11 protein-coding genes, 4 tRNA genes and 1 pseudogene are annotated in these 14,405 nt (G+C 43.3%); 3 read left to right on the top strand and 13 right to left on the bottom strand.

All coding sequences use genetic code 11. The annotated features are described in order from the left end of the window. Nucleotides 1-192: 192 nt before the first annotated feature. The 3 genes and pseudogenes from KKC1_RS16215 to KKC1_RS04790 form a co-directional block, all read left to right on the top strand. Nucleotides 193-486 (top strand): annotated as a pseudogene (locus KKC1_RS16215) (NYN domain-containing protein); the annotation flags it as partial. A gap of 542 nt (nucleotides 487-1,028) precedes the next feature. Next, nucleotides 1,029-1,625 (top strand): site-specific integrase, encoded by a 597-nt coding sequence (locus tag KKC1_RS04795; protein WP_088553363.1) that lies wholly within the window; start codon nucleotides 1,029-1,031, stop codon nucleotides 1,623-1,625. 8 nt (nucleotides 1,626-1,633) lie between these two features. Beyond that, nucleotides 1,634-2,182 (top strand): site-specific integrase, encoded by a 549-nt coding sequence (locus KKC1_RS04790; protein WP_088553362.1) that lies wholly within the window; start codon nucleotides 1,634-1,636, stop codon nucleotides 2,180-2,182. 66 nt (nucleotides 2,183-2,248) lie between these two features. Here KKC1_RS04790 and KKC1_RS04785 read toward each other — a convergent pair. From KKC1_RS04785 to KKC1_RS04725, 13 genes are all read right to left on the bottom strand, one after another. After that, nucleotides 2,249-2,323: transfer RNA gene (locus KKC1_RS04785), tRNA-Val, on the bottom strand. A gap of 7 nt (nucleotides 2,324-2,330) precedes the next feature. Further along, nucleotides 2,331-2,406, bottom strand: a tRNA-Ala gene (locus KKC1_RS04780). 125 nt (nucleotides 2,407-2,531) lie between these two features. After that, a tRNA-Ile gene (locus KKC1_RS04775) sits at nucleotides 2,532-2,606 on the bottom strand. Nucleotides 2,607-2,620: 14 nt separating this feature from the next. Then, a tRNA-Asn gene (locus KKC1_RS04770) sits at nucleotides 2,621-2,695 on the bottom strand. 113 nt (nucleotides 2,696-2,808) lie between these two features. Beyond that, nucleotides 2,809-3,891 carry an RNA polymerase sigma factor RpoD gene (rpoD, locus tag KKC1_RS04765; RefSeq protein WP_088553361.1) on the bottom strand — a complete coding sequence of 361 codons (1,083 nt, stop codon included), beginning with the start codon at nucleotides 3,889-3,891 and terminating at the stop codon, nucleotides 2,809-2,811. Nucleotides 3,892-3,915: 24 nt separating this feature from the next. After that, on the bottom strand, nucleotides 3,916-5,754 hold the full coding sequence (gene dnaG / locus KKC1_RS04760) for a DNA primase (protein WP_088553360.1): 1,839 nt from the start codon (nucleotides 5,752-5,754) through the stop codon (nucleotides 3,916-3,918). Nucleotides 5,755-6,619: 865 nt separating this feature from the next. Next, nucleotides 6,620-7,129 carry a 3-isopropylmalate dehydratase small subunit gene (locus KKC1_RS04755; protein WP_088553359.1) on the bottom strand — a complete coding sequence of 170 codons (510 nt, stop codon included), beginning with the start codon at nucleotides 7,127-7,129 and terminating at the stop codon, nucleotides 6,620-6,622. A gap of 3 nt (nucleotides 7,130-7,132) precedes the next feature. Then, nucleotides 7,133-8,398, bottom strand: coding sequence for a 3-isopropylmalate dehydratase large subunit (locus tag KKC1_RS04750; RefSeq protein ID WP_088553358.1), 1,266 nt, complete (start codon nucleotides 8,396-8,398; stop codon nucleotides 7,133-7,135). An 18-nt stretch (nucleotides 8,399-8,416) separates the two neighbouring features. Then, on the bottom strand, nucleotides 8,417-9,676 hold the full coding sequence (gene larAH6, locus KKC1_RS04745) for a nickel-dependent malate racemase, LarAH6 family (RefSeq protein ID WP_088553357.1): 1,260 nt from the start codon (nucleotides 9,674-9,676) through the stop codon (nucleotides 8,417-8,419). A gap of 33 nt (nucleotides 9,677-9,709) precedes the next feature. Beyond that, nucleotides 9,710-10,153: a tripartite tricarboxylate transporter TctB family protein gene (locus KKC1_RS04740; RefSeq protein WP_088553356.1), complete on the bottom strand. Its 444-nt coding sequence runs from the start codon at nucleotides 10,151-10,153 to the stop codon at nucleotides 9,710-9,712. Continuing rightward, nucleotides 10,153-11,679: a tripartite tricarboxylate transporter permease gene (locus tag KKC1_RS04735; RefSeq protein WP_088553355.1), complete on the bottom strand. Its 1,527-nt coding sequence runs from the start codon at nucleotides 11,677-11,679 to the stop codon at nucleotides 10,153-10,155. The genes KKC1_RS04740 and KKC1_RS04735 overlap by 1 nt, the downstream gene beginning before the upstream one ends. 109 nt (nucleotides 11,680-11,788) lie before the next feature. Beyond that, the gene (locus tag KKC1_RS04730; protein ID WP_088553354.1) at nucleotides 11,789-12,829 is read right to left on the bottom strand and encodes a tripartite tricarboxylate transporter substrate binding protein; all 1,041 of its coding nucleotides are present in this window, start codon (nucleotides 12,827-12,829) and stop codon (nucleotides 11,789-11,791) included. A gap of 525 nt (nucleotides 12,830-13,354) precedes the next feature. Next, nucleotides 13,355-14,405 (bottom strand): sigma-54 interaction domain-containing protein (locus tag KKC1_RS04725; RefSeq protein ID WP_305790372.1); only part of this gene is annotated, 1,051 nt, incomplete at its 5' end.

The raw sequence follows: 14,405 nt of genomic DNA, 5'->3' as shown, positions 1-14,405 counted from the left end.
GTCTTTTAACTCGTACAAACATAGCACTAATATTGTACCATGTTTAAATTAACACCTCCAGACATATCCTGGAAGCTGTGGCACCACGATCTAGGATTTTTAAAAATCCAACCCAGTCATTTTAAGGGTTTCCGGTTGTCGGGTCATTGATTTTGAAGATTAACTGTCAAAGATGAGTTTGAAGTTAAGCTTGGAAGATTACAAAAAAAGCCTGATGGTCGAAGCCTCGAAAAAGGCGTTGATGTTAAACTTGCTGTAGACATGCTAAGTAAAGGTTATAAGAACCACTACGATATAGCTATTTTGATCAGTGGAGATGCAGACTTCGTTCAAGTAGTTCAGGAGGTAAAAGATTTGGCAAAACACGTAGAGTTGGCCTATTTCCCTAACCAGCCATGCTATCACCTGAAACAGGTTGTAGATAAACGCATTGAATTAAATGATAGATTTCTTGAGGATTGCTGGTTAAATACTACAAAAGGTTGAGCTAGTAGCTCAACCTTTTGGACTTAATATATCCCACCGTTGCAGTGCAAAGGTGGGGATTTGATGGAACCGCCATTGCAGAGCAAGGGCGGGATTTAATACAAAACTAACTGTGGTAACTCTTATTCTATTAAATAACTATTTGTATGTCAAGACAAATTGAATAAATTCTTTTAATTTAATTTTACCCAAATATGAAAAATTTAAACTTGGGAAAGTTACTTTAATTATTAATTACTTGTACTATATCTACTATATTTGTACTCAAAATTCCTTCAAAATTGACCACTTTTTTGAAACTTTTTTTAAAATTAACGATTTAGGTTAGGCTTAAATATCCGTCAGCAAAAGGAGGTCTTCCAATGCCCGGCCACATAGAACCAGACTGAAAAGGTAAATGGAAAGATCGTCATAGAAGCCGGCAGGGATCCGGCTAGGCCACGCGGCCTTTTTTGTTCACCCTTTAACCCGAACATCAGTTTGTGCTGAAGGAGGATAATTATATGAGAAGACACGTCCAAAAGAAGAAAGGCAACTAGTATGTGGTGCTTGAACTGGACCGGGACGAAAACGGCAGGCGGCGGCAGAAATGGATTTCCGTACGCAAAGAACTGGGACTGCCCAAACCGGCAACAAAGAAACAGGCAGAGGAATTATTGATACAGAAGCTGAAAGAGCTTCAGGAAGGATGGTTCATCGAACCCAGCAAGATGACCTTGAAGGAATACCTTCACCGCTGGCTCGAAGACTACGGCCGCACCAATCTCCGTCAGACTACCTTTGAAAGCTATGAGACCACTATCAGGTTGCATATCATTCCGGAAATCGGGAATATCCCCCTGGCCAACCTCAAACCCGCTCACCTGCAAAAACTCTACGCCGACAAGCTGAAAGGCGGCAGGGCCGACGGCAAAGAAGGCGGCCTTTCTCCCCGTACTGTCCGGTACATTCACGCGATATTGAAAGAGGCACTAAAACACGCCGTCAAGTGGGAGCTGGTCGCCCGTAGCGTAGCTGAAGCCGTGGACCCGCCGAAGGAGCGTCCGAAAGGACAGCAGTCCTGGACCGCTGAAGAGGTGCACAGATTTCTGGAAGCAGTGAAAGACCACCGGCTCTATCCGCTGTACCTGCTGCCATAACTACCGGAATGAGGCGCGGGGAGATACTGGGCCTAAGGTGGAAAGACATTGACCTGAAGAAAGGAACTATCTCAATCCGTCAGATACTGGTCACAACAGCAGAAGGACTGCGTTTCCAGGAACCAAAGACGGAAAAATCACGGCGCAGTGTAGCGATTTCACCAGCTGTAATAGAAGCATTGAAAAAGCACCGGCAAAGACAGTTAGAGGAAGCTCTTATCCTGGGCAAACCCGAAGCGGCCAAAGGGCTGGTATTTACCAGTCAGGCCGGTACTCCCATCAATCCCCGGAATTTGGCCCGGCACTTTGAAAGCGTCATAAAAAAAGAAGGACTGCCGCCCATACCCTTCCATGCACTGCGCCATACGCACGCAACTCTGATGCTCCAGGGAGGAGTGCATCCAAAGGTTGTCTCGGAGCGTCTGGGACATTCGGGAATAGGAACTACCATGGACATATACAGCCACGTCATGCCGGATATGCAGAAAGAGGCTGCGGAAAAATTTGAGCAGGAACTGCTGGTAAAAACCTTGGGAGAGAAAAAGGAGAGAACTTGACCTCTTGTGTGGGAATAATAAAAAACGGCAAGGAACCGGAAACCCTTGCCGTTTCTATGTTTTTCCTGGTGGGCGCGGCAGGGATTGAACCTGCGACCTCTTGAATGTGAGTCAAGCGCTCTCCCACTGAGCTACGCGCCCATATCAGTGGTGGACGTGAGGGGATTCGAACCCCTGGCCTCTAGAGTGCGATTCTAGCGCTCTCCCAACTGAGCTACACGCCCACTTTATATACACTTTATAGTTTAAATCAAAAGCGGCTAAATTGCAATTTCCTGGCCACAATTTTTCTCATCACGATAAAACGGAAGTCCTACACAGGACTCCCGTCCCATTCTTCAACAAAATTTGGTGGGCCCACCTGGGATCGAACCAGGGACCTACCGGTTATGAGCCGGTGGCTCTACCGCTGAGCTATGGGCCCAGAGAAAAAAAGGTTGGCTCCCCGGGCAGGACTCGAACCTGCAACCTGCCGGTTAACAGCCGGCCGCTCCACCATTGAGCTACCGAGGAATACCAGCCACAGCTTTCATTATACGATAAAAACGTCTGTTGGTCAACAGCAATTTATTTCCTAACTGTGATTTTTATATCGTTTACTTTTTTTTGTCTATTTTATATTATACTTATTCCAGAAAATCTTTCAACTTCTTGCTTCTGCTGGGATGCCGAAGTTTGCGCAGAGCTTTAGCTTCAATCTGCCGGATGCGCTCCCTGGTAACCCCAAATTGCTGGCCAACTTCCTCTAGGGTTCGAGACCGCCCGTCATCCAGACCAAAGCGCAGACGCAGAACCTTTTCTTCCCGCGGAGTAAGCGTATCCAATACCTCTTCCAGTTGCTCCTTCAAAAGCATATAGGAAGCTGCTTCGGCCGGAGCGGGAGCATCCTCATCCTCGATGAAATCGCCCAGGTGGCTGTCTTCTTCTTCACCTATTGGCGTTTCCAGGGAAACAGGTTCCTGAGCAATCTTCATAATTTCCCGCACTCTTTCCACCGGGATATTCATTTCTTCGGCTATTTCCTCGGGAGTTGGTTCCCTTCCCAATTCCTGAAGAAGCTGGCGCGAAACCCGTATCAATTTATTTATGGTTTCTACCATGTGTACGGGAATGCGAATGGTCCGGGCTTGGTCGGCAATAGCTCTAGTGATGGCCTGACGAATCCACCAAGTAGCATAAGTGCTGAACTTATAGCCCTTTCGGTAATCGAATTTCTCAACCGCTTTAATCAAACCGAGATTCCCTTCCTGAATCAGGTCCAAAAAGAGCATACCGCGCCCCACGTAACGTTTGGCAATACTGACTACCAAACGGAGATTGGCTTCTGCCAAACGACGTTTGGCTTCTTCATCGCCCTGCTCCATTCGCTTGGCCAATTCTACTTCTTCTTCTGCTGTTAGTAGCGGCACTCTACCGATTTCTTTTAAATACATACGTACCGGGTCGTCGATTGCTACACCTTCAGGAACGGAAAGGTCAAAATCCAGCCCCTCTTGTCCGTCCTCCTTATCATCTAAGTTTTCTACATTATTTGTTTCTGGAACTATTTCTATCCCCATGGCATTGAGTTGGTCATAAATTTCATCTATTTGCTCCGGGCTTAGATCTACACCTTGGAGAGCATCCATGATTTCTGTATAAGTCAACATGCCTTGCTTCTTCCCTTTTTCGATTAGCTCTTTGACGGCCTTTTCTTTTTGCTGCTCCATCTCTATTCCCTCCTTTCTTCGGGGCTACAGTCTAGTTTGCCGACTGGATTTCAGGTGATAAATCGATTTCTGTAGCTCTTCTATCTCTTTCAACAAACCAACCAACTCTTCCTCTCGATTTTCTGACTCTGCTTCCTTAATTTTTTCTTGAATCTCTTTTACCTGAGATTCAAACCAATGAAGTTTTATGCTGTAGAGACAATCCTCTACTGAATAGCTTTTTTCTGAAGTAAAGTTGTCGTTCCAAAATAGTTGAACTACAAATTTTTGCAGATCTTCCTCTTCCCTGAATAAATCAACCAATTCAGCAGCATCCGATACCTTCCTGCCATAATCTTCTTCTAAGCTGGACAAGATTCTTATTATAGAACGCACCTTGGCGTCACTTAACATTTCTTCCGGAAGTTCTTCCCGAACTCTGGAGCGTACCTCCGGGTCTTCTAGCATTAATCGTAGTAACGTCCACTCTGCTCTAATATGACCAGGAATTACATTCAAAAAACCTCCATTGTTATTATCCCTATTTTTACCTTTTTTATCCTTCCAGGGCCCTGGTTTTGCCTTTTTCCTGATATACTTTCGTAATTCTTGGTAAACGGCCTCTCCAGGAATTCCTATTCTTTCTGCTATCTTTTGTACATAGGATTGACGGGCTATGCTGTTTTCTATCTTGGCCAAATCCGGCAGAATACTGTTCACTGCTTCTACCTTTCCTGTAACCGTATTGGTATCATGTGCAGCTATTGCCTGCTCTAATTTATATTCCATAAGGGTCAAAGCGCTGTTTATAAGGTGTTCCATAGCCTCCGTACCGCGCTGGCGCAACAAATCATCGGGATCCATTCCTTCTGGGAGCGCTATCACTTTTACCTGAAACCCTAAGTCTCGGAGGACATCCAGCCCCCGCAACGTGGCTTTAGCTCCTGCTGTATCAGCATCATAGCCTATAGCTACGTTACTGGTAAACCTTCTGAGCAGTTTCCCCTGCTCAACAGTCAGCGCCGTCCCCAAGGAGGCTACCGTATTCGTAAAGCCATACTGGTGAGCAGCCAGAACATCCATATATCCCTCTACGACAATAGCCTGGTCGTGCCGCCGAATGGCCGAAGCTGCTAAAGGCAATCCGTAAAGTACCTTTCCTTTATGAAAAAGAACAGTTTCTGGTGTATTCAGGTACTTAGGGAGAGACCCGTCCAGTACTCTTCCCCCAAATCCCAAGATCCTACCTCGTTCGTCATGGATGGGAAACATTATCCGGTTCCGAAACCGGTCGTAGTAACCTTTCCCTGATGATACAATTAAACCTGCTTTGACCATATCTTCTTGGGAAATATTTTTCTGCCGCAGGTATGATAATAACCCATCCCAGCTATCGGGAGCATAACCCAAACCAAAATGTTCAATAATTTCTTCCGTCAGCCCTCGACTGAGCAGATAATTTCGTGCTTCCTTACCGGCAGGATGTCGGGCAAGTATCGTTTGATAAAAATGGGCAGCCAGCCGGTTAATCCGGAATAAACGTTCCCTTTCCTCTTTTTTCTTCTTTACCGCAGGACTAAATTCCTGCCTGGGGAGGGATATTCCCGCTCTTTCCGCTAGACGCTCCACAGCCTCCGGGAAAGAAAGATTTTCGATTTTCATTAAAAAGGTGAAAACGTTACCCCCTACACCGCAACCAAAGCAGTAAAACAGTTGTTTTTCTGGATTAACGGTAAAGGAAGGGGTATTTTCTACGTGGAAAGGGCAAAGGCCAGTATAGTTTTTTCCCTGTTTTTTTAACACAACATATTCGGAAACAATATTGACTATGTCTGTACGGTCACGAATATCTTCAACTACTTCGTCGGGAAACCAACGGCCCACCCTCCATCACCCTGCTTACTGATTAAAAACAAGATTTTAAAACAAGTTTTCGCCATAGCTTTCCTAAATCCTGCCGGATTGTAATCAACTACCACCCTCCCCACCGACTTTTCTGCTCAAACGTTTTAATACTATTCTATACGTTAGTAAAATCTCCTGCTTTTATTCGACAAATTTCCGACCCGCCAACTATAAATTAACCGGGTGGATAGATCAGAGTTGTTTGGCCAAAAATACTACTGGAGGTGAGCAAGATGGCTAAAATTATAAGCCTATTATTAATAATTTTATTAACCGGAAGTACTCTTTACGTCCTGTATCAAGGTATACTTCTACCCCTGATTATCCAGCCTTTACGCAAAAAACAACCGTGAAAAATATTGATTTGCCGGCAATATTTTCCGCCTGACACTGATATAATTATATGCTATACTTTAGTATAGTAACAGGTTGTACCCTCTTTATTCTTCTTAAACCTCCCTTTTCTCTGGTGTGCCCTTGTGGCACACTTTTTTATAACCACTTCTTTCGCAAAACAAATATTTACATAGGACACGATTTTCGATTTTCAAAATTTCGGCACAGCTATTATTATCCACAGCTATTATTATCTTGGAAGGGTTTAAATAAGGGAGGGTATATTCCCCTCCCTTAATCCAACATCCTTCTCGACCTTTATAGATGATTCCCGTTATATCACACTATCACAATCGCCCGCTCCCACTTTTAGCAGCAGTTTTGCTGTTGCTACTCCAGGCACCTCCAGACCCATTATTAACCACTCTTATACCTTCCAATTTTTCTAGCTATTATTAGTGTATTAATACCCCCGCAAGGACCACTTACGGCATTTCCGTGCTGGTTATCATGAAAAACGAGAATAATATCCAGCTTTAAACAAAGGTTTTATCCCACCATTTTCTAGAATCCTCAATATAAATTCAGAAAGACCTTCTCCCCGAAAACTTTCCCCGGTGGTCTTGTTTTTTATCTCCCCCGTTGATAAATCTATTTCCAGCACATCACCTTCCTTTACCCTGTTTGAAATCCCCCTGCATGTTATTAAGGGTAGACCAAGGTTAATTGCATTCCTGAAAAATATCCTGGCAAAGGATTCCGCTACCACTGCACCTACACCAGCTTCTTTTAACGCTATAGCAGCGTGCTCTCGAGAGGAACCGCATCCGAAGTTCCTTCCCGCTACTATTATATCACCCTCTTGTATTTCCCTGGCAAAACCAGGTCTTACGCCTTCCATGCAGTGAGATGCAATATCAGACTTGGCGGTAAGTTCCAGGTACCTTCCGGGGTAAATTTGATCTGTATCGAGGTCATCGCCAAAAATATAAGCTTTACCCGATATTTTAAACTGCATTTGTTAAACCTCCTCCATATATTCACGAGGATCTACGATTTTCCCCGCCAAAGCACAAGCCGCTGCAGTAGCCGGTGATGTCAGGTATATTTGAGCATCAGTGCTGCCCATCCGGCCGGGGAAATTCCTGTTAGTAGCAGTGACACACACCTCTCCATCAGCAATCACCCCCTGGTGAGCTCCAAGGCACGGCCCGCACCCGGGAGTGCTAAATGTTGCCCCTGACTCAACCAGGACTTCCACATACCCCCGCTTTATGGCTTCAAGAAACACATTCCTAGAAGCTGGAATTATTACCAGTCTCGTTCTGTCATTTATTGTTTTCCCTTTCAAGATTTTATAGGCCCATTCGATATCTTCAAGCCTGCCCCCGGTACAGGAACCAATAAATACCTGATCGACTTTAGTGCCCTTTACTGCATCTACGGGAACCACATTGTCAACACTGTGAGGAATGGCTACCTGGGGTTGAAGCTCGGAAACATCGAAAGTGTATATGGCGCTGTATTCGTAATCAGGGTCTGTCTGTAATATTTCTATTTTATCTATATCTACCCCTCTCGACTTTAGATAGGTTAAAGTCTTTTCATCCGGCTGAATGTAAGAAGTCTTAGCCCCCATCTCAACCGCCATATTGCAGACTACCATCCTGCCTGCTATATCAAATTTTTCAACGGTCTCACCGGTAAATTCAATGGCCTTGTAAACCGCCACATCGGTACCTAACCGACCAAGTATGTGGAGTATTACGTCTTTAGGGAGAACTCCGGGCAACAACGTGCCATTTATCTCTATTTTTATAACCTCGGGTACCCGGAACCATAGCTCGCCGGATATAAGAATACATGCCAAATCGGTGGCTCCCACTCCGGTGCCAAAGGCTCCAAAGGCCCCGTGGGTTGTGGTATGTGAATCAGTAGCAACTAGTATCATCCCTGGGAATACCAGGCCCGCCTCAGGCATAACTTGGTGACAGACCCCTGCGTTTATGTCAAAAAGGTGTTTAATGCCGTGTTTCCAGACAAACTCCCTCATAACCTTATGGTTGGCAGCCGATTTTATTGTCGGGGCCGGGGCGTAGTGGTCAAAAACGAATACTACTTTTTCCGGGTCCCAGACCTTTTTACCCCCCATTTCTTCAAAGGATTCTATTACCTGCAGATAAAGATCATTTACCTCGGCCAGGTCTACTTTGCAATTAACAATTTCACCCGCCTTTACCCTATTCTTTCCCGAAGCTCTCGCCAAAATCTTTTCTAATGCATGCATAACGAATTCCTCCTCTAATCATATCATCGCCTCTACATATGGAAGAGTAGAATTCGCATAAGGCAAAACCAACACTTTTGCATTTTCTCCATATTCTTTCAATGCCATATTTAGGGCATCTTGGGCCGCTTCAACGGGAATAAGGAATATATCCTTTACTAGATTCCTGTCTAAACTCGATACCAGATAGACCTTGACCCTTTCGAGGACCATACAAATTACCGCGGCTTTGTGGGCTCCCAGCTTAAACTCCTTTTGGATCCATTGAACCGGGTCATGAGGAGACCTGGCCTTCAGCATCCATTCTTTAAAAGTAGTCTCCCCCAGCCCCTCCCGGCATTCCGCTAGCAGGATTATACTTCCACCATCTTTTACTGCATAGCTGGCGTTTTCAAGGCCTTTTTGAGCCTGGTAAAGGTTTATATCCTTGGGAAACCCACCGCAGGAGGCAACCACTATGTCAACTTTTTCCTTTATATTTCTTTTATACATCCTGTCAATGTATTTTGTACCTTCCCGATGAGCTTTAATAGGATCGCCGGCTACAACCTCCACTATTTCTTTGCGGCTGTTTAATACAGCGTTTACTATAAACTTGACATTGGCAATACGCCCCGCTTCTTCTATATCCTCCCTCATGGGATTGCCGTCAGCTTTACCCGGCATTGTCCCCGGTCTTATCATCATAATATGATTTGCCTCTATGCTCCTTTTACTACACACTCCCGGTAAAAGAGCTTTGTCACCGCCGCTGTAGCCGGCTTTATAGTGAAACTCCAGGTTTCCGGTGGCTATTACCAGATCCGCCTCGGCAACAGGCCTGAAAACTTCTACAGGAGTGCCTCTTGTAGTTGTTCCCATAAAAACGCAATCATTTATATCGTGGTCAATGCACTTAACCCTACTGTAAACCTCTTCTCCTACTAATTTTTTCTTTTCCTCTTCGGTATGTTTCCTGTGATATCCGAGCCCGAATACAACAGTAATATCATCATAACTCACTCCTGCTCCTCTCAGTTCTTCTATTATAGGAGGAACCAGAACATGCGAAGGTGAAGGTCTAGATATATCGCTAGCCAGGATGGCGATATTCTTTTTTCCTCCGGCCATCTCCTTTAAAGGGATGCTGCCAATGGGATTTTTAATGGCATCTTTTACTTTCTGCAGGGGATCTTTTGCCCCGGGCAGATCCTCGGGATTTAAAACGGCATACAAACTAGATTCTGGAATATTGACTTCTACATATGAAGACCCGTATTTCAGCTCTACAACCGGCACTTGATTCACTCCCTACTTAACTACTCATTGAATTTAAAATAACAAACCGGAAGGAAGGGGGACCAATAACAATTTAGCAAAAATCAAGTAAAATACAGCTACTTCTCCAGCAGCAATTAAAAAGGATATACAAAAATTTTTCCAGTTCCTCTTTTCGTGCAGGATCCATATTAACACCCCAAGGGCTGCGAAACTGGTTATGACAAATCCTATTTTCTTCAACAACAACACCCAGCCAAGGGATATGATGCCGACGACTATCATTTTAAGTTTATCTTCTTCCATAAACAGCTCAGAGTAAGCGGGATTAACTTTGGCCTTTATTAGTAATCCTACACCGGCCAGGAACAGGAGCAGAATAATGGCACGAGGAAACATTTTGCCGTATACTGTGAAGTTGCCCATCTGCACCAGGAAACCAAGTGAGACAATTATCATTATTAACCCACCGATTAAATCTGTGTTTTTGTGTTTCATCAGTTAGCTACCACTCCTTTCTCCTGTTTCTTTTTACGCTCTCTAATAACTGGCCAGAGGGCAGACAATATAGTTATGGCAATTAAAATTATGGAAATTGGTCTCGTGAAGAAGATCAACAACGGAGCGTTTGAAGCCTGCCCCATTAAATAACCTTGTACAAATCCTTTTTCCGCAATAGGACCCAAAATCAGACCCAAAACAATTGGTCCCGGATGAAAATCCAATTCTTTCAATACATACCCGATAAACCCACCAATCAGCATCACAATTACATCCATAATATTATTTCGAATAGCATAGGAACCTAAAATCGTCAGAAATATTATTGATGGCACCAGGATTTTTTCTGGGACCTTGGTAACAGCTTGATAGATCGATTTACCACCAATTATTCCAACAACGAGCATCATCAGATTGGCTATAAACAGGGAAAGCATAAAAGCATAAGTTATTTTTGCATTGGCAGTAAACAATTCAGGACCAGGTTTAAGTCCCTGTAGCATTAAAGCTCCGTATATGACTGCATCCGGTGGCGCGCCAGGAATCCCCAAGGTAAGCAGTGGAACCAAGCCGCCCCCGACAGTAGCATTGTTTGCTGCTTCTGTAGCCACTACTCCCTCTGGGTTTCCAGTACCGAAACTTTCGGGATTCTTGGATGCGCGTTGAGCTTCGTTATAAGCTACCAAATTAGCAATATTGCCGCCTGCACCTGGTAAAACACCGATAAACGCCCCGATAAGCGAAGATCTAACGAAGTTAAAGGGTTTTTGGAAAACATTTAAAAATGCCTTCTTTATTACACCGGATTGCTTTTTAACTTCCACCGTCGCCTTCGAACGCTGTTTTTTGAGGTTGCCTGCTATCTTTAACATTTCAGGTATACAAAAGAACCCGATTAGTATAGATAGCAGTTCAACACCACCCTGGAAGGCAGGAATGCCCAAAGTAAACCTTACATCTCCCCCTACAGGAGCAATTCCGATCATACTCAACAACAGCCCGAAAATACCTCCGGCCAGTCCTTTCAACAACGATTTAGAAGCCAGACTCGCTATAATTGTTAATCCAAAGATACTAATCCAGAAATATTCAGGCGGTCCGAATTTAAGAGAAACTTTTGCTAAAGGGATCGATAGAAAAACCAGGATCAGGGTACCTACCAATCCCCCACCAGCCGAAGCGAAGGTAGCAGTAAAAATAGCTTCTTCACCCCGACCCTGCTTGGTCATCGGATAACCGTCGAAAGTCGTCCCAATGGAAGAAGGAGTACCGGGTGTATTAACCAGGATAGCAGAAAAAGCTCCTCCAAAAATGGCTCCACAATAAATAGCTCCTAAGGTGGCTAATCCTGTAATAGGATCCATAGTAAATGTAAAAGGAACAATTAAGGCTACAGCCATAGTAGCTGTTAGACCGGGCAAGGCACCAGCCATCATCCCGGCCGTGACCCCAAATAACATAAAAAGCAAATTTTTGAAAGTAAACAGTGCTATTAATGCTTCTAAAATAGTATTTTCCACCATTTCCCCTCCCCCTAGAAAATACACTAGAAGATACACAAATGGCTTCGGTGAATTATTAAGTGGAAACTATCAAAATTTAGGTACCCACTTAAGGTGGGTACCTATTTTATCATTTTATTAAACCCAATTCTTTTAATATCTTTCTGTAATACTCGGTTTTTTCAGCAATCAATTTTTTAGATTCCTCAGGTCCCAAATCTACCAATTTGAAACCCATACCTTCCAACTTTTCTCTAAAAGCACTATTTTGATTAACTTTTCGATTGGCTTCGGCCAGAATTTTAATTATATCCTCGGGCAAACCTGGGGGACCTGCCATACCGCGATAGGCGCCTTCAACATAGTCATAACCAAGTTCTTTAAATGTCGGTACATCAGGTAGAGCAGGAACTCTTTCTTCGGCAGCAACCGCCAGAACCCTCATTTCATCACTGTGTTTAATACCCATAGTGGTGTAGGTCATTAAAGCAGTTACATGGCCGCCCAACAAAGCTGGAACAGCTTCCCCGGAACCACTGAAAGGTATATAAGTAGTTTCTATCCCCGCTATCTGATTAAACTCTAAAGTCCCAAGATGATTGGCACTGTAACTACCGCTACCACCAATAGTAATAGCTCCCGGATTTTCTTTAGCATATTTTACAAAATCTTCTAAGGTCTTAAATTCACTATCCTTGCGCACTGCCAGAATATTGGGAGTGGCTTCAAAAATATAAATCGGGGTAATTTGTTCGGTTTTGTATCCTGCATCTTCCCTTACCATTGGTTGCAAGATAATGTGTGGCAGGTTAAAACCTGCAACGGTATAACCATCAGGCTTGCTGTTTACTAATTCCTGCCATCCGACGGCGCCTCCACCACCGATTTTGTATGATATAACTATATCAACACCTAAAATCTTTTCCAGTGGTTTTTGCTGAGCTCTGGCTGTTATATCCGATTCACCACCCGGGTTAAATGCTACGATATAATTTATCGGCTTCTCAGGATACTTTGCTGTTTTTGCTGTAGTGTCAGCAGTTTCTTTTTGAGTTTCATTAGCCGCCTTGTTGTCGCCACCTGTTGAAGAACAGCCCGCCACACTCAAAATTAACACTGCAACTACAAAAACAACTAACCATGAAGCGCCTGGCTTTCTAAATAATTTCATTAACCAATCCTCCCCCTTAATTTTAAACTTTTTAATTTAACATAATGCAGTTATAATGCCAGGTCTGCTTCACATCTTTTTCCCAATAGTTTGCTTATACCACCAAACCTTTCAATTTTCACCGAAAGTGTTTCATTTTTTTATTGAAACGTTTCATTGTTTCAAATAGCGTTTCATGTTCCACTCATGTTCGACACTTTTAATTATTCCACCATGAATAGGGATGTTGGTTATCTGCGAGGCGAAGGGCGTTGATGGATGGTTGTGACTTAATAAGTTAGAGACTTGTAAACGCGTTTATGTCAGACCGGAGGTATTCGAAAGCCGGCCTTGGTATAAGGAAGGCGATGTGGATATGAAATGCCGATGACCTTTATGTGCCTAAATGCGTTCGATTAGAAATGGAAATGACCCGAAAGATGATATTGATCAAGGCGTTGAAGGAAAAGGACGATCTAGTAACACTGATTAGTCAAAATCAGCTGTTCCCCGACAAGCCTAGAGCCTCAACGGTTACCGGATTTTTCAGAGATCTCGTTTAAGCAATAAATTTTCCTTTTTTCTTAAAATTCTCCAGAGCGTCGTCCTGCTTATACCCAGTTGTTTTGCAGCTTGTGTCTTATTAAAATCACTTTCTCTTAACGCTTTAAGAATTTGTTCGTCACTTAACGTTTTTGCAGGTTTTTTCTTGTTTCTTAAAGATGATAAACGCACTGAATCATTCTTTTCTAAATTAAGAAGAGCCAAAATTTTTTCAGTATCCACATATTGCGATCCAAAAGCCGCTAACAGTCTTTTAATAAAATTTTCCATTTCCCGGACGTTCCCCGGCCAATCGTAATTTTGGATTATGCTTAAACATTTTTTGTCTATTATAGGTTTTTCAATATTAAACTTTAATGAATACAAATCTAAAAAATATTCAAACAGAAAAATTATATCCTCTGACCTTTCCCTTAAAGAAGGTATTGTTAAAGTAAGGACATTTAATCTATAATACAGGTCTTCACGGAACTTATTTCTTTTTACCATTTCATAGAGATTTTTATTGCTCGCCGCAATAATTCTTACATCAACAGGAATGACCCGGTCATCCCCGAGCCTCATAACGGCTTTCTCCTGAATTACCCTCAAAAGTTTTGCCTGGATAGAAATGGGCAATTCTGAGATTTCATCCAGGAAAATGGTCCCTTTGTGGGCCATTTCAAACAATCCGGCTTTCCCGCTCCTTGAAGCACCGGTAAAAGCACCTTCTACGTATCCAAATAATTCACTTTCCAGTAAACTTTCTGAAATAGATGCACAGTTTACAGCCACAAAAGGCCCCTGAGCCCTTTTGCTTTTATTATGAATGCTCTGAGCAAACATTTCTTTTCCAGTCCCGGTCTCGCCCAATACGAGTACCGTAGAATCAAAATCTGCATAACGCTTTGCTATTTCTATGCTATTTTTAATGGCTTTACTTTCCCCAATAATGTCTTCAAATCTGTAACGGGCCACATTGCATATTCCGGAGCAAACTGGACAGTAATTCCGGATTAAACTGGACACCAAATCCGATTTAAATTGGACACCG

The sequence above is a fragment of the Calderihabitans maritimus genome, from assembly GCF_002207765.1.
Taxonomy (GTDB): domain Bacteria; phylum Bacillota; class KKC1; order Calderihabitantales; family Calderihabitantaceae; genus Calderihabitans; species Calderihabitans maritimus.
The sequence above is the reverse complement of the archived record's forward strand: the minus strand, read 5'-3'. Positions and strand labels throughout refer to the sequence as shown.